Source organism: Pedobacter sp. R20-19, from assembly GCF_000708265.2.
In the GTDB taxonomy this organism is placed as follows: domain Bacteria; phylum Bacteroidota; class Bacteroidia; order Sphingobacteriales; family Sphingobacteriaceae; genus Pedobacter.
On the sequence record NZ_JCKI01000010.1, the window covers coordinates 43863 to 64404 of the forward strand.

The 20542-nt window shown below is 37.6% G+C and carries 18 protein-coding genes; 10 read left to right on the forward strand and 8 right to left on the reverse strand.

Annotation, left to right across the window (positions count from 1 at the left end; genetic code table 11):
• Window positions 1–12: 12 nt before the first annotated feature.
• The 7 genes from AN34_RS20615 to dnaE all read right to left on the reverse strand — a co-directional run bounded on the left by AN34_RS20615 (window position 13) and on the right by dnaE (window position 10271).
• Window positions 13–531 (reverse strand): thioredoxin domain-containing protein, encoded by a 519-nt coding sequence (locus AN34_RS20615; RefSeq protein WP_029288841.1) that lies wholly within the window; start codon window positions 529–531, stop codon window positions 13–15.
• Window positions 532–537: 6 nt separating this feature from the next.
• Window positions 538–999: a redoxin domain-containing protein gene (locus AN34_RS20620; RefSeq protein WP_029288843.1), complete on the reverse strand. Its 462-nt coding sequence runs from the start codon at window positions 997–999 to the stop codon at window positions 538–540.
• 20 nt (window positions 1000–1019) lie between these two features.
• Entirely contained in the window at window positions 1020–2756 is a 1737-nt protein-coding gene (locus AN34_RS20625) for a thiamine pyrophosphate-dependent enzyme (RefSeq protein WP_029288845.1), read from the reverse strand.
• Window positions 2757–2886: 130 nt separating this feature from the next.
• Window positions 2887–3804 carry a DUF58 domain-containing protein gene (locus AN34_RS20630; RefSeq protein WP_029288848.1) on the reverse strand — a complete coding sequence of 306 codons (918 nt, stop codon included), beginning with the start codon at window positions 3802–3804 and terminating at the stop codon, window positions 2887–2889.
• Window positions 3805–4035: 231 nt separating this feature from the next.
• The gene (locus AN34_RS20635) at window positions 4036–5250 is read right to left on the reverse strand and encodes a PQQ-dependent sugar dehydrogenase (protein WP_029288850.1); all 1215 of its coding nucleotides are present in this window, start codon (window positions 5248–5250) and stop codon (window positions 4036–4038) included.
• A 99-nt stretch (window positions 5251–5349) separates the two neighbouring features.
• On the reverse strand, window positions 5350–5670 hold the full coding sequence (gene trxA / locus AN34_RS20640; protein WP_010602362.1) for a thioredoxin: 321 nt from the start codon (window positions 5668–5670) through the stop codon (window positions 5350–5352).
• A gap of 167 nt (window positions 5671–5837) precedes the next feature.
• A complete protein-coding gene (gene dnaE / locus AN34_RS20645; protein ID WP_029288853.1) occupies window positions 5838–10271 on the reverse strand; it encodes a DNA polymerase III subunit alpha in 4434 nt (1477 codons plus the stop codon).
• 228 nt (window positions 10272–10499) lie between these two features.
• On the opposite strand from dnaE, the gene mdh reads away from it, so the two are divergent.
• The 8 genes from mdh to AN34_RS20685 all read left to right on the forward strand — a co-directional run bounded on the left by mdh (window position 10500) and on the right by AN34_RS20685 (window position 17009).
• Complete coding sequence (mdh, locus tag AN34_RS20650) at window positions 10500–11438, forward strand: malate dehydrogenase (RefSeq protein WP_029288855.1); 939 nt, start codon at window positions 10500–10502, stop codon at window positions 11436–11438.
• Between the two features lie 281 nt (window positions 11439–11719).
• Entirely contained in the window at window positions 11720–12145 is a 426-nt protein-coding gene (locus tag AN34_RS20655) for an aspartyl protease family protein (RefSeq protein ID WP_029288857.1), read from the forward strand.
• Between the two features lie 73 nt (window positions 12146–12218).
• Window positions 12219–12611 carry a group III truncated hemoglobin gene (locus AN34_RS20660; protein WP_029288859.1) on the forward strand — a complete coding sequence of 131 codons (393 nt, stop codon included), beginning with the start codon at window positions 12219–12221 and terminating at the stop codon, window positions 12609–12611.
• A gap of 55 nt (window positions 12612–12666) precedes the next feature.
• Entirely contained in the window at window positions 12667–13203 is a 537-nt protein-coding gene (locus tag AN34_RS20665) for an SRPBCC family protein (protein ID WP_029288861.1), read from the forward strand.
• Window positions 13204–13388: 185 nt separating this feature from the next.
• Window positions 13389–14066, forward strand: a complete 678-nt coding sequence (locus AN34_RS20670) for a response regulator transcription factor (RefSeq protein WP_029288863.1) — start codon at window positions 13389–13391, stop codon at window positions 14064–14066.
• Window positions 14066–15421 (forward strand): HAMP domain-containing sensor histidine kinase, encoded by a 1356-nt coding sequence (locus AN34_RS20675; protein ID WP_029288865.1) that lies wholly within the window; start codon window positions 14066–14068, stop codon window positions 15419–15421. Before AN34_RS20670 ends, AN34_RS20675 begins: the two co-directional genes overlap by 1 nt.
• Before the next feature lie 137 nt (window positions 15422–15558).
• Window positions 15559–16056 (forward strand): hypothetical protein, encoded by a 498-nt coding sequence (locus AN34_RS20680; protein ID WP_051666769.1) that lies wholly within the window; start codon window positions 15559–15561, stop codon window positions 16054–16056.
• A gap of 26 nt (window positions 16057–16082) precedes the next feature.
• Complete coding sequence (locus tag AN34_RS20685; RefSeq protein ID WP_029288868.1) at window positions 16083–17009, forward strand: bestrophin family protein; 927 nt, start codon at window positions 16083–16085, stop codon at window positions 17007–17009.
• Window positions 17010–17185: 176 nt separating this feature from the next.
• On the opposite strand, the gene AN34_RS20690 is transcribed toward AN34_RS20685, so the two are convergent.
• A complete protein-coding gene (locus AN34_RS20690; protein ID WP_029288871.1) occupies window positions 17186–18406 on the reverse strand; it encodes an FtsX-like permease family protein in 1221 nt (406 codons plus the stop codon).
• A 219-nt stretch (window positions 18407–18625) separates the two neighbouring features.
• Here AN34_RS20690 and AN34_RS20695 point away from each other — a divergent pair, with 219 nt between their 5' ends.
• A complete protein-coding gene (locus AN34_RS20695; protein WP_029288873.1) occupies window positions 18626–19894 on the forward strand; it encodes an exo-beta-N-acetylmuramidase NamZ domain-containing protein in 1269 nt (422 codons plus the stop codon).
• A gap of 222 nt (window positions 19895–20116) precedes the next feature.
• The gene (locus AN34_RS20700) at window positions 20117–20326 is read left to right on the forward strand and encodes a hypothetical protein (RefSeq protein WP_051666770.1); all 210 of its coding nucleotides are present in this window, start codon (window positions 20117–20119) and stop codon (window positions 20324–20326) included.
• Window positions 20327–20542 lie beyond the last annotated feature (216 nt).

A 20542-nucleotide genomic window follows, 5' to 3' on the forward strand; every position in this document is an offset into this window, starting at 1 on the left:
GGTTTTTTGTTTTTATTCAGCGCTCTCTTTCAGCATTTCAAATAAATCTTCAGGACCGCCGTCGAATTTGGTTTCATTTACATAGAAAGATGGTGTTCCATTTACACCACTTCTCACACCGCTTTCAAAATCATCTTCTACTTTTTGCTTTACAGTCTCGGTTTGAATATCCTTTTCAAATTGCTCAATATCCAATCCGATGGTTTCTGCAAGTTCCGAAAAAAGGTCGTCACTTAAGCGATACTGATTATCATAAATGGCATCATGCATTTCCCAGAATTTACCCTGAAGTGCTGCTGCCTCAGCTGCCACAGCTGCCTGAAATGCAAATTCATGAGATTCTTGTAAAGGAAAATGCCTGAATACAAACTTGATCTGATCACCAAAGGTTTGCTCAATTTCCTTTATAATGGGATAAGCATGCGCACAATGCGGACACTGATAATCGCCAAATTCTACAATGGTTATTGCTGCCGAAGCAGCCCCTGTAACGTGATCATTACTTCCTACTTCTGGTTTTAATGTGCTCATGATATTTTATTTTTTGTCTATATTTTCCAAAGCATCCAGTATTCCATCTGCACCCGGGTTCACCGCTGTTGGAGATAAATAACTCCAGGCAATATTTCCATCCTTATCAATAACAAAAAGTGCCCTTTTACTTTCGCCTACTTCATCATCATAAACACCATAGGCTTTCGAAACCTCGCCTTTCGGCTCAAAATCAGCCAGAAGCGGAAAATGCAGTTTTCTATCCTGCTGAAATGCATTATGACACCAGGTACTATCTACAGATATACCAATCATCTGTGCATCGTGCTTACTAAAATACTTCAGCATTTCATTATAGAGCGCCATTTGATCGCCGCACACCGGACTCCAATCTGCCGGATAAAAAGCTAGAATCACATTCTTGCCTTTAAAATCACTTAATTTTATTTTTTGATCTGGTGTAGCATTCAATTCAAAATCTGGTGCTACCGTTCCTTTTTCTAACATTATTTTATGTTTATTTAAGGTTATAAAACTTCACTTAAATGTTTATAATTAGATTTTATGGTGTCAAATACCTCACTCATTTTCCCGCCCAGCATTAACTTCGTCATAGAAACGGTCATACCTTTTATTTGTTCCCATTCTATTTTAGGTGGCATTGCCAAAGCATTTGGGTTAGTCATAATATTTAATAAAACAGGTCCATCTTCTGCAAAAGCATTTGCAATGGCAATTTCAACATCATCTGGCTGACTAACAGTCACACCTTTATACCCCATAGCCTGTGCCACTAACTCAAAATCAGGATTGATCATGTCTGTTTCATTATCAGGCAATCCGTCTACTTCCATTTCGAGCTTCACCATGCCTAAGGCACGGTTATTAAAAACAATAATTTTAATAGGCAGATTATATTGTTTAATGGTAGCCAGATCGCCCAGCAACATTGATAAACCTCCATCACCACATAGTGCAATCACCTGCCTACCTGGATGTGCAAGCGCCGCACCAATAGCCATCGGCATAGCATTGGCCATTGATCCATGATTGAAAGAACCCAACATCTTCCTTTGTCCGGTACCATCAATAAACCTGGCTCCCCATACACAACACATACCCGTATCTACTGTATAAATCGCATCCTGGTTACTTAAACGGTTAATGGTATCTGCTACAAATTCAGGTTGAATTTTATTTTCTTCTCCCCTGTCTTTCACATAGCTCAATTGGTTTTCCTTCACTTTTCCATAAAAATCGAGCTGTGCCTTTAAAAAACTATCATCTGTTTTCAAGCTGATCAATGGAAGCAAAGCGGATAAAGTATCTTTAATGTCGCCACACAAACCCATATGAAGTTTCGCCCTTCGGCCTAATCTTTCCGGGCTTTCATCAATTTGAATAATTTTATTTTTTTCTGGCATGAAGTTCTGGTAAGGAAAGTCTGTCCCCAACAGTAATACAACATCTGATTCATGCATACTGTGATAGGCAGATGGTTGCCCCAATAAACCAGTCATTCCAATTTCGTAAGGATTATTATATTGTATGCCCATCTTTCCCCGAAAGGAGAAACCAACAGGGGCTTTTAATTTTTCTGCCAGGGCAACTACTTCATCGTGGGCTTCAGCGGCACCAATACCACAGTAAATGGTGATTTTTTTTCCTTGATTTAAACAGTTGGCTAATAAATCGAGATCACTGTCCTGTGGTCTCATTAGTGGTCTGCTTTTAAAGAGTTGCATAGAAGTTTCACTTTCTATTGCATCCATTTGAGCCACATCACCTGGTAAACCAAACACGGCTACACCCTTTTGATGAACAGCATGCTGGATAGCGGCCTGAAACATTCTGGGTACCTGAGCTGCGGTTGTGGCAATCTGGTTGTAAGAACTGCAATCATCAAATAATCTGGTGGTATTGGTTTCCTGAAAATAGTCCATCCCAAACTGTCCGGTATCAATAGTTGAGGCAATTGCAATTACCGGAACGTGAGATCGATGTGCATCATATAAACCATTAATCAGATGAACATGTCCGGGTCCGCAACTGCCTGCGCAGCAAGCTAATCCATCTAATTCGGCTTCAGCAGCGGCAGCGAATGCCCCTACTTCTTCATTTCGAACATGAATCCATTTGATTTTTCCATTTCGTCTAACAGCATCGTTAAAATAATTCAAGCTATCGCCTGTAACCGCATAAACTCTTTTTACGCCAGCTTCAACCAGCATCTCTACCAGCTGTTCTGCAACATTTTTAGCCATATGTTTTATTCTTAAAGTTGAGGTAATACCTCAGTTAAATATGATTACTATTTATACTTTAAAAATGATGCTATTGTTTGGATGGATTTACAATGTTATGTAATTTTTGATCTGGTTGAGGTTCAAAAAACTAACCAAGTTTTTGTCTTTTGATTAAATAAGCTTGAAGTACCGGATAAAAACCTTCGTTAATGTCTGCATCAATCAGGTCTACCTTATATTGTGCACACTTTAAAAATATTTGTTGCCTGTAAGAAGCTATTGCTGTAATATAGTTTTCTTTTACCTGATTGGTGTGTACTTTAATGGTATCGCCTGTTTCCATATCAATAAAGTGATGGGGGCGGTTTTCAAACTCAAAAGCTACTTCTTTAGATTGATCAACCACATTGAAAACTACAATTTCATGTTTATTAAACTTAAGGTGCTGCAGTGCAGCAAAAAACTGATCGGTTTGCTCGGGGCTGGTTTGTGTATTAAACAAATCACTAAAAATAACCACCAGCGACCGTTTGTGAATGAGGTCAGCAACCTGATGAAGTGCTTCACTTAAATTTGTTTTAGCATTAACTTTTGGTGTTTCCAACAATTCTTCAAGTTTGGCAAACAAGAATTTCTGATGAACCGTTGTTGATTTAGCAGGGGTGTTTAATAAGATTTCATCTGAAAAAAGGCTTAACCCAAAAGCATCCCTTTGTTTTTTCAGCAAGTACATGAGTGATGCAGCAGCTTGAATGGAGAAAGTTAGCTTATTAAATTTCGGTTCAGGAAAATACATGGAGGATGAAACATCAACCACGAACTGACAGCGAAGATTGGTTTCTTCTTCGAAACGTTTGCTATATAATTTATCTGTTTTGGCGTAGAGTTTCCAATCGATATTTTTCACATTGTCACCATTATTGTATTGGCGATGCTCTGCAAATTCTACAGAAAAACCATGAAACGGGCTTTTGTGCAACCCGGTAATAAAACCTTCTACCACCTGGCTTGCCAGCAGTTCCAGGTTTCCAAAACTAGTTTCTTGATCATATTTTACAGCTTGCATAGGATAAAGCTAATAAAAAGATTGGTTATTTAGATGCTAAGGACCGGTGTCTTCACCTTAATATTTTGGTCGGTGAGACACCAACCAATAGAAAAGAAAAAGATTGGTTCCTTAGATTCTAACGGCTGGTGTCTTCACCTTAATATTTTGGTCGGCGAGACACCAACCAATAGAAAAAGAAAAAGATTGGTTCCTTAGATTCTAACGGCTGGTGTCTTCACCTGCCGAAACTTATTTTGCTGCTATTTTATAAAGTTTTCCATTATCGGTTACGGCATATAGCGCACCGTCTTTTTCGACTAAATCGCGGAAGCGTTCGCCTTTTCCTTCCAATAGCCTTTCTTCGCCAACAATTTTATTGTCCTTAATCACCAGGCGTATAATATGCGAGCCACTTAAGCCACCAACAAACAAATTGCCTTTCCAGGCCGGGATTTTATCGCTATTGTAAAAAGTGATCGAACCTGGTGAGATTACTGGATTCCAATAATAAACAGGTTGTTCCATTCCCTCCTTTTGCTGAATACCATCCCCTACAGCTTTGCCACTGTATTCAATTCCATACGTAATTACTGGCCAACCATAATTTCTACCCGGCTTAATTAAATTAATCTCATCACCACCACGTGGTCCAAACTCAGCTTCCCATAGATCTCCTGTTTGTGGATTAATCGCCAACCCATCAGGATTACGCAGTCCATAAGCATAAATTTCTGGTCTTGCATCCCCTTTACCAGCAAATGGCCCATTGGGTACAGGTTTACCATCTGTAGTTAAATGCAAAATTTTACCAAGAGCAGAATTTAGTTGTTGTGCCTGAACCCTGATTTCTTTATCAGACCGTTCCCCAGTGCTCACAAACAGATTTCCATCTTTATCAAAAACGATTCTTGAACCATACTGAAGTTTACCTGTGTGGGCAGGTGTAGCCCGATAAATTACCTTTTGATTTTCTATCGTCGTCTCACTGGCAGATAATTTCCCTTTAGCGATGGCTAACAATGAACCTTTGGCCTGAGGTTCTGCATAGGCCCAATATAGCATTCTGTTTTTAGCAAAATCTGGATCTAAAGTAACATCCAATAATCCACCCTGACCAGAGGCATCTACTTTTGGTAACCCGTCAATCTTTTTACTCAGTTTTCCATCAGCACTTAAAATCACCATTGATCCTTGCTTTTGGGTAATTAAAAATCCGCCATTAGGAAGAACCGAAATGGCCCAGGGATTTTCTAGTTTCTCATTGATGATTGAAACAGATAAAGGTGTTTCTGTTTTTACACCTGCAATTCTGGTTTGCCCTACAAAGGCTGGTTTATAATCTGCAGTAGGCTTCCCTGTTTCTACCGGATTTTGAGCAGAAACGCAGGCGATGTTCATGCTGTTTAAGGCTAAACCTGCAATTATAACTCCTAATGTTTTGTTGTTGAATAGATTAATAGGCATGATTCAATATTTTTATTAAATAAACAAAAAAATAACGCAATAAAAAACCCGAACTCTGTAACGAATTCGGGTGGTATATTTAAATAACTTAAATGATAATTAAGCTAATTGTTTGTTCAATTTATCAGCCAATACTGATTTTGGAACTGCACCAACTTGCTTATCTACAACCTGACCGTCTTTAAAGTATAATAAGGCCGGGATATTACGAATACCAAACTGCATTGAAATTTGAGGGTTGTTATCAACGTTTACTTTTCCAACTACTGCTTTACCATCGTATTCTTTAGCGATTTCTTCTACAACAGGACCAACCATGCGACAAGGGCCACACCATTCTGCCCAAAAATCTACTAACACGGGTTTATCTGATTTTAATACAAGCTCCTCAAAGTTTGCATCGGTGATTTCTAATGCCATAATTATTTTTTTTATGTTCAAATATATGTATTCAATTGTTATACCAGCTATAACGTAATGTCAATTTGACACTCTTATGGTTTGTTGGTTTTTTAGTGAATTGGATGATGGAATATATTCCATAATAGGTATACACCTAAGCAACAACCAACTAATCAACCAGAAACCTAGTTCAATTTGTAATTAACAACATTAAGTCCCAGCAATTGTTCTAGAAACTTATTGTTAGGATTTATTTTTAGATTCTTCGATGACAAATCCAGCATAATTTGCTTTTCACTATCAAAAACTGCAAAATTTAGCTGACAGTTCTGCTGATCAGAATTTGCCTTATTGTCTGCTAAAATAAGTTCAATTTCCCTCATGAGTTCCTCATTTACCCGCTCAATTGGCACCTGTATGGTTAAACTTTTGGTTAATTTATCTCTTAATTCAGACATCAGATTGATTGCCGTGATTTTAAATTCCCAGTCACCCGCTTTTCCAAACCTTTCTCCAACACGGCCTCTTATTTGCAAGAAATATCCTTCCGTAAGAAATGATTTGAATTTAAGAAAATCTTCACCAAATAATGCCATTTCGCAAGCATCATCATAATCTTCAAATACAAATGTTCCGAATGGTTTACCTGTTTTAGTTATTCTTTGTGAAGCTGCTACCACCAATCCACCAACACATAGTTCACGGTTTTGCAGTTTAGCAAACTCCGCTAAAATATCTTCATTAGTATCTCCCATTCGCACCTTATTAATGATGCTTAATTGCTTAACACCATGTGTACAAAACCTATCAAGTTCTAGTTTGTAGTTATCCAAAGGGTGCCCGGAAAGGAAAATTCCAATCGCATCTTTCTCATATTTTAAGCGATCCATTAATGCCCACTCTGGCGAAACCGGTAACGAAGGTTCCAGAATCAGATCTGCTTTAGAGCCCCCAAATAACGACCCTTGTGAGGTATTTTCATTATTCTGGAAATCGTTGGCATACTTGATAATTTTTTCGATGCCATTCATCTTATCATTTGGTCCGATGTAAAAATATTGTGCCCGATGTCCGCCAAAGGCATCAAATGCACCGCTATACACAAAACTTTCATAAGCTTTTTTGTTTACGATCCGGGTATTGGAACGTTTGGCAAAATCATATACTGTAGCATATGCGCCATTTGAGGTTCTTTCTTCAATGATACTTTCTACTGCTTTCTCACCAACACCCTTTACTGCAGACATACCAAACCTGACTTCTCCTTTGGCGTTTACCGAAAATTTAAGGTCAGATTCATTTACATCCGGGCCTAAAACAACTACGCCCATCTGGCGACATTCTTCCATAAAGAAAGCCACTTGTTTAATATCACTCATGTTGTTGGAAAGCACCGCAGCCATATATTCTGCCGGATAATGCGCTTTTAGATAGGCTGTTTGATAAGCAATCCAGGCATAACAGGTAGAGTGAGATTTATTAAAGGCATAAGAAGCGAACGCTTCCCAATCTTTCCAGATTTTTTCTAAAGTTGCTGCATTATGGCCCTTTTCTGCTGCCTGTTTCACAAACTTAGGCTTCATCTTATCCAGAACATCCTTTTGTTTTTTACCCATAGCTTTCCGCAAAACATCGGCCTCACCTTTGGTAAAACCTGCCAGCTTTTGCGATAAAAGCATCACCTGCTCCTGATAAACGGTAATCCCGTAGGTTTCTTTTAGGTATTCCTCGCAGGCATCTAAATCGTATTGAATGTCTTCTTCTCGATTTTTACGGCGAACAAAACTCGGAATATACTCCATTGGCCCTGGGCGATATAATGCATTCATGGCAATTAAATCGTCAAAAACGGTTGGCTTCAATTCCTTCATATACTTCTGCATCCCCGGACTCTCGTACTGGAAGATACCAATGGTTTCACCGCGCTGGAAGAGTTCATAAGTCATCACATCATCAATCGGGAAATTATCCGGATTAAGGTCAATCCCATGCCTTTTCTTCACCAGCTTAACCGTATCCTTGATGAGGGTTAGGGTTTTCAACCCCAGGAAGTCCATCTTTAATAAACCAGCGCTTTCTACAACGGAGTTATCAAATTGGGTAACATATAAATCAGAATCTTTAGCGGTTGCTACCGGAACGAAATTGGTAATGTCACTCGGGGTGATGATTACTCCGCAGGCGTGAATCCCTGTATTTCTTAATGAGCCTTCCAAAACCTGTGCCTGTTGAATGGTTTCGGCACTTAAGTCTTTCAGCAAGCCCATCGCTTTTAACTCCTGAACACGCTCGTATTCATCAGGTCTCAAAGCATCCTTTAAACTCTTTTCGTCGAGGTTAAAGATTTTAGCGAGCTTCATATTTGGAATCAGCTTCGCAATTTTATCAGCTTCAAACAGTGGCAAATCCAACACACGGGCTGTATCACGAATAGATGACTTAGCCGCCATTGTTCCGTAAGTGATGATTTGCGCCACCTGACTGGAACCGTATTTATTAATTACGTATTCCATTACACGGCCACGGCCCTCGTCATCAAAATCGATATCAATATCGGGCATGGATACACGATCCGGATTCAGGAAACGCTCAAAAAGCAAATCATATTTAATTGGATCAATATTGGTAATCCATAAACAATAGGCTACCACCGAACCTGCTGCCGAACCACGGCCTGGGCCAACCGAAACATCTCTGCGGCGTGCTTCAGCAATAAAATCCTGCACAATCAGGAAATAACCCGGATAACCAGTTTTCTCAATGGTAGCCAGCTCAAAATCTAAACGTTCAATAATTGGCGGTGTAAGTTCACCGTACCTGATTTTTGCACCTTCATAGGTAAGGTGCCTTAAAAACTTATTCTCTCCACGTTTTCCACCATCAACCTCATCTTCTGCTACCAAAAATTGTTCAGGAATATCAAATTTCGGTAACAATACCTCACGGGCAAGCTTATAGGTTTCAATCTTATCAACAATTTCCTGGATGTTCAAAATGGCCTCTGGTAAATCAGCAAAAAGAGCTTTCATTTCCGCTCCCGATTTGAAATAATACTCCTGGTTAGGTAAGCCATAACGGTAGCCACGTCCACGACCAATTGGTGTAGCCTGCTTTTCGCCGTCTTTTACACACAATAAAATATCGTGGGCGTTAGCATCTTTCTTATTAATATAGTAGGTGTTATTGGTTGCAACCAATTTAACTTCATGCTTTTTAGCCAATGAAATTAAGGATGCATTTACGCGATCTTCATCTTCCTGACTGTGGCGCATCACCTCGATATAAAAATCATCTCCAAACTGTTCCTTCCACCAGATCAAAGCTTCCTCTGCCTGATTTTCACCCATGTTTAAGATTTTATTAGAAATCTCACCAGAAAGGTTTCCGGAAAGCACAATGATATCATCTTTATATTGCTCAATCACTTCCCTGTCAATTCTGGGAACGTAATAAAACCCCTTGGTATAGGCAATGGATGACATTTTAGCTAAATTATGGTATCCCGCTTTATTTTTCGCCAGCAGCACCATTTGGTAGCCATTGTCTTTTGTAGTTCTATCTAAGTGGTTGTTACATACGAAAAACTCTACACCAACAATCGGTGTCATCACCATTTCTGTTGGTCTTTCACCAGCCTCAATCGCAGCAGCATTTTTGGCCTCGGCAGCTTTATTATGGTTTAAAACATTGTTAACAAAATGAAAGGCACCCATCATATTGGCATGATCTGTCATGGCTACGGCAGGCATTTTTAACGATGCAGCAGCCTTAATCAATGCCGGAATACTGATGGTACTTTGCAGAACTGAAAATTGAGTGTGGTTATGCAGGTGTACAAAAGTTGCTGATTCAAGTTCATGCTTGTTTCGTTCAATTTCCTGTTTAGAAACACCACCACCTTCAGTTTTCTGAAGTCGCTTGCGAATCTCATCAGATGCTGATTTTAGATTGACATGCTGAATACCAAAGCTCGGGATTGACTCCGGATTGACTTCTCTGAAACGTGGAAAATATTCTGCATCAACCAGTAACTCTTCCTTTTTAAAAACTTCTTTTTTGATCAGCTCCAGAAAGCAACGTGTAGTGGCTTCCACATCGGCAGTTGCGTTGTGCGCTTCATTAAAAGGAACACCAAATAAATAAGCATGTAACTCCGTTAGTGTTGGCAATTTGAACCTTCCACCCCTACCTCCAGGCAACTTTAATAAATCGGCAGTAACTTCTGTACAAGTATCCAACACAGGCATTTCTGCCATGCGGTTTTCTATACCAAAACGGTAAAACTCGCAGCCCATAATATTTACATCGAAGCCAACATTCTGACCTACGATAAACTTGGCTCTGGATAACACAGTATTGAATTTCTCCAACACTTCAGCTAAAGTAATTCCTTGTTCATCGGCAAGTTCAGTAGATATTCCGTGAATGCGTTCCGCATCATAAGGAATATTAAAACCCTCTGGCTTAACTAAATAATCCTGATGTTCAACCATCTTCCCCATCTCATCATGCAGTTGCCAGGCAATCTGAATACAACGTGGCCAGTTATCGGTATCGGTAATTGGCGCATTGTAATTGCGGGGCAAACCTGTGGTTTCTGTATCAAAAATTAAGTACATATTGTATTGTCAAGAATTAGCCGTTCGGGATTTATAACGGTTTTTCAAAAATAGGAAATTTGAAGGCGGATGTTGTCAGCAAATTATCAACAAAACTTCTAAATAAACCTTACAGGTTTTTAAAACCTGTAAGGTTTAGCGCAATAAAGTTTTCTAAAAGGATTCTTTAACCTTATATTTATTTCTACCTTCGATTAATATTTAAGCAAACCATTAAAATATAGCTATATGAAAGTAACGGTTGTAGGTGCAGGCGCTGTTGGTGCTACCTGTGCAGATAATATTGCCCGGAAGGAATTAGCAAATGAACTCGTTTTACTCGATATCAAAGAAGGTTTTGCCGAAGGTAAAGCAATTGACATGATGCAAACGGCTACGCTGTTGGGTTTCGATACAAAAATCAGCGGTGTAACTAATGATTATAGTAAAACGGCTGGTTCGGATGTTGTGGTGATCACTTCGGGATTGCCTCGTAAACCAGGGATGACCCGTGAAGATTTAATCGGAATTAATGCAGGCATTGTAAAAGGTGTGGCAGAAAACATCCTGAAATTTTCTCCGGATGCGATTATTATAGTGATCAGTAATCCGATGGACACAATGACTTATTTGGCTCTAAAATCATTAGGACTACCTAAAAACCGTATTATTGGTATGGGCGGAACTTTAGATAGCTCCCGTTTCAAATTTTATTTGTCACAGGCCTTAGATTGTAATCCAAATGATTTGCAAGGCTTCGTAATTGGTGGTCACGGTGATACAACAATGATCCCTTTAACCCGCCTGGCAACTTACCAAAGTTTACCAGTAAGTAACTTATTAGATCAGGCTACGCTTGATCAGGTAGCAGCTGATACGATGATTGGTGGCGCAACACTAACCGGATTAATTGGCACTTCGGCCTGGTATGCTCCCGGATCAGCAGGTGCAGCTTTAGTAGAAGCCATTGTTCACGATGAGAAAAAACTATTTACCTGCTGTGTTTCTTTAGAAGGTGAGTATGGCCAGCAAGATATTTGCCTGGGTGTTCCCGTAATCATCGGACGAAATGGTTGGGAAAAAATTATCGATTTTAAATTAACAGAAACCGAACAAGCAGCATTTAATAAAAGCGCAGACGCTGTTAGAAATATGAATAGTGTACTCTCAGAAATGAAATTAGTTTGATCTCATGATTAACTACCTAAGTAATTAAGTTATAAAACTTAGTCGCCTTAGTTGTTAAAAACTAAATCAACCACCTTAGAAACCTAAGAATACCAAAGGATTGAACTTAGGCGCCTTAGGTGGTAAAAATATATAAATCAAGCACCTTAGAAATCTAAGAATAAACCAGATGATTAAAACTTAGGCGCCTTATATGGTAAAAAAATATAAATCAAACACCTCAGAAATCTAAGAATACCAGATGATTAAAATTTAGGCGCCTTATATGGTAAAAATCGTAAATGAAATCAATATCCATACCACTTAAACTCATAAACCTACAAGATGATGGTTTCCACCTTCTGGTGGAAATTATTGTTTTTAACGAAACGCACTTCGCAGTATTAGATACAGGTGCATCCAGAAGCGTATTTGATAAAGCCATCATAGAAAAACACCTCTCCGAAACACTTCAGGTATCAGAAGAAATAAACGCTGCAACACTTTTTACCACTACTACTACAATACAAGCAACTATCCCCGAAATTAGAATTGGCACTTTAAAAATAAAAAATTACGAAACGGTTGCTTTTGATTTGCAATCGGTTACTGAAACTTACCAGCAATTTGGCCACCCACCCATCATTGGTATTATTGGCGGCGATATCCTAATGCAATATAAAGCCATTATTCACTATAGTAAACTTTTATTGAGGCTTTATAAATAGTTTATACCATAATGATGGACATCACTTTTTAAACCTCATTTTACAGGATATTTGTTACAGCAGAATTGGCCTCATGAAAGACATTGAAAACAGAACTGACATTATCCTTTTAGTTGATCGCTTTTACAGTAAAGTACAAGATAACCAAACCATTGGCCCTATCTTTACCCAGGTGGCGCAGGTAGACTGGTCTCACCATTTGCCTAAAATGTACGATTTTTGGGAAAGCATTCTCTTTGGCAAAGCCATTTATAAAGGCAACCCGATGTTGACGCACTTCTCTTTAAATCAGCAAGCACCGCTGAAAGAAGAAGAATTTAAGACCTGGAAGATGATTTTCTTTAATACCGTTGATGAATTATTCGCAGGCGCAAATGCCGAAACAATTAAGCAAAAAGCACAATCTATTGCTGATTTGATGCACTTCAAAATTAACTCTCCTCAATCAAAAATTAACATTATTTAAAATGCTTTGATTTTGAGCGCTTTATATTAAATTTATTTAACCAAATAAACTTAATATGAAATTCTTAAAAGTCCTGCTCTGCATTGTTATTGTATTGGCTGTTGTATTTGTGGTAGGTTCGTTCTTCCTCCCGAAAAACTACACGGTTAACCGCACTATAGTCATCAATGCACCTGATCATATTATCTATAAAAACATTGCCGATTTTAATGAATTCTATAAATGGAATCCCTGGGCAAAAATGGAACCATCAGCAAAAGTAAAGTTTTCCGGAAAACCTATGTTACCAAATCACCTATACGAATGGAAGGGTAAAGAGACTGGATCAGGTTACATGAAAATCTTAACCGTTACACCAAATAGACTGGTTGATATGGAACTTAAATTTTTAGAGCCTTTTGAGAGTATTGCCGATACTAAATTCGAGATCACACCAGAAGGAAATAGCAACAAAGTAACCTGGACAATGAGCGGAGACCATAATATGATCAGTAAATGGATGTGTGTTTTTGTGAGTATGGATACCATGATTGGTAAAGATTTTGAAAACGGATTAAAATCTTTAAAAAACAAATCAGAAAAAGGCATTTGATCTATTTTTCAGAATTTAAAATTTAAGCAAAATTAGAGAATGGTAGAATCAAGAGGGCTTTATTCAAAAGTTTAATATAAAATGGCAAGTGATTATGCCTTCTTTTCATCAAAAACGATTATATTGAAAAATTACGTGAATTTAAATTTTGTAAATCCGCAATTTTTACAATTATTTTGCCCTAGATGAATTTATTAGTAGTAGAAGATGAACCAAGTGTGGTTTCAGTAATTTCAAGAGGTTTAACTGATGAAGGTTTTACCGTGAGTATTGCTCCCGACGGCTTAATTGGTAAACAAATGGCCACTGAAAATCATTTCGATCTGATTATTCTAGACATTATGTTACCCGGCATAAATGGTCTTGAACTTTGTAAAATCATTAAAGATCTTAAACCCACCACGCCAGTAATCATGCTTACCGCTTTAGGCACTACTGAAAATATAGTTAATGGATTAGACAATGGTGCAGATGATTACCTGATTAAGCCTTTTAAATTTGCCGAGCTTTTTGCCAGAATCAGAATGCTTTTGAGGCGTTATCATGGCACGGTTAACCTCGATCAAATTATAAGCATTGCTGATTTACAAATCAACCTCAGCGCAAAAACTGTTAACCGCAGCAAAACCGAAATTGTACTCACTGCTACCGAATATCGCTTACTGGAGTACATGGCCAAAAACAAAGGCAAAATCCTATCACGAATTGATATTCTTGAGAACGTTTGGGATATTGATTTCAATCTCGGCACCAATGTGGTAGATGTTTATGTGAACTATCTGCGAAAAAAAATTGATAAAAACGCCGATCAAAAACTCATCCATACCGCCGTGGGCTTGGGCTATGTTTTAAAAGAGAAATAATGAAAATTGCTCAAAAAATCACTTTACTTTTTGCCATCCTATCGGCAGTAATTATTTCCTTATTAAGTGGTTTTGTTTGGTATTTTTCTAATCAGTTTGCATTTGAAGATTTTTATAAGCGATTAGAGGCAAGGGTTAATATTGCGGCCCAAATTAAATTATATGAGGATGATAATAACGCTGTTTATGCCAAAATGCGCAATCAATACCTGGAGCGCCTTCCATCTGAACGAGAATTTATTATTGATCCCAAAAAAACCACTTCGCAATTAGATCGAGAATTGCCAAAGAGTTTTTATAAGAAGATTGATGCGGGTTTGATGGCCCGCTATCGTTTCGAAAATCATTTTTATGCTGGCAAATACTTTAAAACTTCTAAAGGTGGCTACATCGTAATTATTTCTGCGAATGATCCTTTTGGATTCAGAGAACTGGAAGACCTTCAAAAGATCCTGATTATCGGTTTTTTCCTTTCTATAGTCCTCTCTTTTGTAGTGGGTTGGAAATTTTCTGATTATATGCTTACTCCCCTCAGAAACATCATCAGGAGTGTAAAGAAAATTAAAGCCGAAAATTTGCACATGCGTCTGGACGTTAAAAAGGGAAGTGATGAAATGTCTCAACTGGCACAAACCTTTAACAACATGTTAAATCGCCTGGAAACGGCCTTTGAAACTCAAAACAACTTCATTAGCAATGCATCGCATGAGCTTAGAACACCTTTAACGGTAATAAGTGCTGAAGTAGAACTGGCCATGAAGCCAGATCAGGAGCTTCATGATCAGCACAAGGCGCTATCTAGAATAAAAGATGAAGCAGAAAGGCTGGAACATATTTTAACCAGTTTGCTTGGCCTCGCACAATCTGGTTTTAATGGCAAAAATCAACCTTGGGAAGAAGTGCGGATGGATGAATTGCTCTGGGAAATTAAAGGATCAGTAAACCAGGTATACCCCAATAGTAACATTCAAATCGACTTCAGTAAATTACCGGAAGATGAAGCGTTGCTAACTTTAAAAGTCAATAAGAATTTAATTAAACTAGCCATATCCAATGTGGTGAGTAATGCCTGCAAGTATTCCAACGAAAATTTAGTCAGTATTGGAATTGAAAGTACAGGCAAAACACTCTCCATCGCTGTAACTGATAGGGGTATTGGCATTCCCCAAACAGATATTCAGCATATTTTTGAACCTTTCTACCGTGCGTCAAACACCAATGATTACAAAGGTTATGGCGTAGGCTTACCGTTATCACTAAATATTATCCGCCTTCACAGAGGCAGTATCTCCATCAAATCACAAGAAGGCATTGGAACGGAAATTAAAATAATGCTGCCTTTAATTAGCGTATAGTACAATATTTTATATATTTGCGCTCATACTTCACCTACCATCGCAATTCTAATGGTATTCTAATCTCATTCTTATCTGGCTGTAATAACATAGACCTAAACTTGTATTAATTATTCATCTATTTAATCAAGTGAGCAATGAAAACAGTATTAGTACCTACCGACTTCAACTTAGAAAGTACAGAGATTATTGATGCACTTGTACAAGTTCATCCTAATGAAATCTTAAACATTATATTCTTGCATGCTTTCAAGTTATCAGATTCTATTACAGATATGCTGATGTTAAGTCGTCGGAGTCGCGATTATGAAAATGTAAGTGATGAATTTTATCAAAAATTAGAGGCTTCAAAGAAACGGTATCCCAATCATATTAATGCGATTGGAATTGAATATTTTTATGGAAGTACCGTATCCGCTTTTAAAAATTTTATAGAAGCATTTGATATTGCCTATATCGCCTATCCTAAAGAATATAATTTTAGGCCAATAAATAAATACAGCATTGATCCGAAGTTTTTAACGGAACGGTCAGGTTGCGAAGTGCTCTATTTAAACATCATGAAACTTCATGTTCAGGAAAACCTGATAGAAACGCGTATTCCTGAAGCACACTTACAAGAGTTTAATGCTTAATTTTTCACGAACAAAGACCATTTATTATGCTATTACGAAATAACATTCCGCTCACATACATCTTTGGAAAAATTAAATCAGAACTACTTTTTGTGATCAGTTATTCTGTAGGCATTGTTGTGCTTTATCAAAATTTCCATGTTACCCGCATTTCCATTCCAGTGGCGGTACCAGCCTTACTGGGAACCATTATTTCCCTGCTATTGGCTTTCCGGTCAAACCAGGCTTATGACCGGTGGTGGGAAGCACGCACACTTTGGGGCGCCATTGTAAATGATTCCCGCTCGATATCCCGTCAGATTTTATCCTTTGTAGAAAATCCATATGGCTTAGATGAGGTGGAAGCATTTAAACAACGCTTTATTAAAAGACAAATTGGCTGGTGTTATTCGCTAAGCCAATCGCTTAGAGGCTTCAATGCCCGCAAAGGATTGGAAGAATATTTAAGTCCGGAAGAGCTTGCGTTTATCAAAAAACGTAGAAATGTGACTACCTCTTTACTGGAGTTGCACGGCATGGATTTAAAAAAAGCACTTAGTGAAGGCTGGATCAACAAGTATCAGCAGATTGAAATCGACAAATCAATCACGGCATTGTGTAACCATATGGGTGGCTCTGAGCGGATTAAGAATACTGTTTTCCCTGTAACTTACAGTAAATACATCAACATGTCTATCCATTTATTTATCGTGTTATTGCCTTTTGGATTAATAGAATACTTTGGATACATGGAAGTACCACTGGTTGTTGCTATTGCAGCGTTCTTTTTATTGGTCGAAAAAATGGCCGTTCATCTTCAGGACCCCTTTGAAAATAAGCCTACAGATACGCCGACCACAACCATATGCAGAAACATAGAAAGAGATTTACTGCAAATGCTGGATGATGATCAACTATATGAAGATAAACCACAGACAGAACTGGCATCAGTTGGTTCATACTATATTTTATAAAAATCTTAATTCTTAGTGCTATTCCTTTTTGGAATGGTTAGTTAGCCAAAAGTGTTCCCTCTGGATGGAGTGAAGCTTAAATGGCAGTTAGTTATAATGATAATTGATGCGGCGATGTTTCATTGCCGCATCAATTTTTTTTATAAACTTCTAAACTAAAGCAGTAGAAATGTTGCTTATTTAAACCTGATGGCTTTTAATGGCGATACTTTACTAATGAGTAAAGATGGAATGATTAATACTGCCAAACACACCACTATTGTAACCAGGTTTAATGCCACCACATCAATAAAATGAAACTCAATAGGCGCATAGGCTAGAAAGTAAGATGCCTGATTAAGCTTAAAAATATGGGTGGATTGCTGAAAAAAACCCAAACCAAGCCCCAATATATTCCCCAGTAATAAGCCAATTCCGATTAGATAAGCCGAATTAAATAAAAATATTTTCATAATCGACAAGTTACTGGCACCGAAAGATTTAAGCATGCCAATCATATTGGTGCGTTCTAAAATCATAATTAATAATGCAGTAACCATATTAATCACTCCAACAATCAACATTAGAATAAGCAACACCCGCGTATTCACATCCAGTAAACCTAACCAGGTAAAGATGTTGGGAAAGTTTTCTTTAATAGAAAATGATCTCAGATTTTGCGGTAACTCTTCAAAAATTCCATCAGCAACTAACTTTAACTTGTTAAAATCTTTAATTCTGATTTCAACGCCGCCAATTTCATCTGATTTCCAGTTATTTAACCGCTTAATAATATTCAGGTTTCCAAGTACAAATCCTTTATCTATATCTTCAACACCAATATCATAAACGCCAACTATTTTAAATTTCCTTGGCCTCAACTGGTTTTGTACAAAGTACATGATAAAATCATCTCCAGTTTTAAGCTTTAACCTATTGGCTGTATAGCTGGAAATAAGCAATTCCTGCATGGCAGCAGTACTGTCAGCAAAATCGATAATGGTACCACTAATGATATGCTGTTTAATATAATTCCAGTTGTAATTTTTATCTACTCCCTTAAAGTTAATCCCTTCAATTTCATTATTTGCAGAAAGAATAGCTGGTTTGGTGGCAAAAGGATAGTAGAAATCAATCTCTGGATTATCCTTTAACTGTTTTTTTGTTTCCGCATCCAGCACAAATGGCGAATGCTCAAAAGAATTATTTAGATCATATCGGGTAATCTGTACATCACCAAGATAGCCCCTAACCTTATCCTGAATTTCGGTTTTAAAACCTTTTATGATGGCAATAGACAATATCATGACGGCCAGGCTAAGCATCACACCCGCAATAGCAATGCGTACAATTAACTTTGAAAAAGTTCGCTCTGATTTAATGGCTATACGGCTGGCTATGAAATATTCGAAATTCAATTTAGATAATTTTGTAACAGCAAAAATGCTTAAATCATTTTTAAAAATGGCATATATTTGAAATATTATAGCCGTTTACCGATTAAGTAAATCAATAAAATGAAGGATTGTTTTAATGATTTACCTTTATCTCTGTTGAGAATAATTTATTTTGCATGAAATGCATTTGGAATGATGGTTAAAAACAGCCTTTCGAATAACCTTTAAAGTATACATAAAATGAAAAGATATATCTGCCTTGCTTTTACGAGCTTACTCGCACTATCTGCCTGCAGTCAACCGAAATCAATAGAAGATGACTTTGGCAAGGTGAAAGTGAATAAAAAAACCACCATCAGGAGCATAAACATCCCTGATACCAGTGAGATTAAAACCGGAGCCGAGCAAACGGAAAAGTATTTACCGCTTTTAAAAGGAAAACGTGTGGGCATGGTCGTTAATCCCACATCAGTGATCGGCACACAAACCGTTGTGGATAGTTTACTTAAACAGGGCGTAAAAATTCAGAAAATATTCGGCCCCGAGCATGGCTTCAGAGGAGATGCAAGTGCTGGTGTTAAAGTGGATGATGCAGTAGATACCAAAACAGGAATTAAAGCCGTGTCGCTTTATGGAAAACACAGCACACCCACCGCTGAAGATTTGGCTGATATAGACATTATGGTTTTTGATATTCAGGATGTTGGTGTTCGTTTTTACACCTACATTAATACGCTTCAAAATGTAATGGAAGCTTGCGCAGCTAACAATAAAGAATTAATCATATTAGACCGCCCAAATCCGAACGGATATTTAATTGACGGCCCTATTTTAGATCGTAAATTTAAATCAGGCATTGGTGTGCAGCCTATTCCTATTGCACATGGATTAACAGTGGGTGAATATGCACAAATGCTGAATGGTGAAGGTTGGTTAAAAAATAAAGTAACCTGCAAGATTACCGTGATTAAAAACCTAAATTATGATCATGAGATGGAATATGTTTTACCTGTTAAGCCTTCACCTAATTTAAATACGCAGCAAGCCATATTACTTTATCCTTCAACCTGCTTATTTGAAGGCACCTATTTAAATCACGGTCGTGGTACGATGTTTCCTTTCACTATTGTGGGTGCACCATATTTAAAAGATAAATTTAAATTCAGCTTCACGCCGAAGAGCATCAAAGGAATGTCGGAAACGCCACTATTTCAAAACCAGGTTTGTTATGGTTTAGATCTAAGAAATTACGATACTGTTAAATTAAGGAAAGCTAAACAGGTTAATATTTCATGGCTGATTGAGCTCTATAAGGCCTCGCCGCAAAAGGCAGATTTTTTTAACACCAAATTAAGTAAGGAAATGGGTGTAATTGAACGTTTAGTTGGGGTTTCCGATTTCAGACAACAGGTTATTGAAGGAAAAAGTGAAAAAGAAATCAGGGCAAGTTGGGAACCTGGGTTAAGTGCTTACAAAAAAATGCGCCTTAAATATCTGCTTTATAAGTAATGAGTGAATTTTGACTAAGTGAATTTTGAATGAATGAATTTTGAATGAGTGAATGAATTGGTGTATGGTAATGAGCTTATAATGGAACGATGAAATTCTAGAAATAATTCGCATTCTTGACATACAGAACTAAACAATACGGATTAGGCTTTGTTAATTAATAAGCGATTCTAAATATTGCTATAAAATCATTCAAAATTCAATTACTCAACCATTAAAATTATGAGCGGACCTAAAGAAACAAGCGATAAGCCAGGAAGTAACTATAAAGAGGAAGTGCCTAAAGGACGCAAACCGACAGATCATCAAACTGTTCGGAAACCTGATGATAGCATCCCAAATAAACCGGTTAAAACAGATGATCCGGCCGAACAAAGAGAAAACGAAGAACAGCCTGTTCATCCTATAAAAAAGGCTCCTAAAGAAGATTAATAACATTGGTGATTTCATGAAATCACCAATGTTATTTTCATTTCATATCAACGTAAATGGTTTAACACCTCTAGTATTTTCTTCATTACAGATTTTCAAACAAAGCTTTTCTAAAATTTTAGAGAAACCTTCTCTTTTGATACCTAAATGTTTAGCCATTCAGTGGTAATAATTCTATTATTTTGAATTAATTAAAACCACTAAATTGGCATTCTT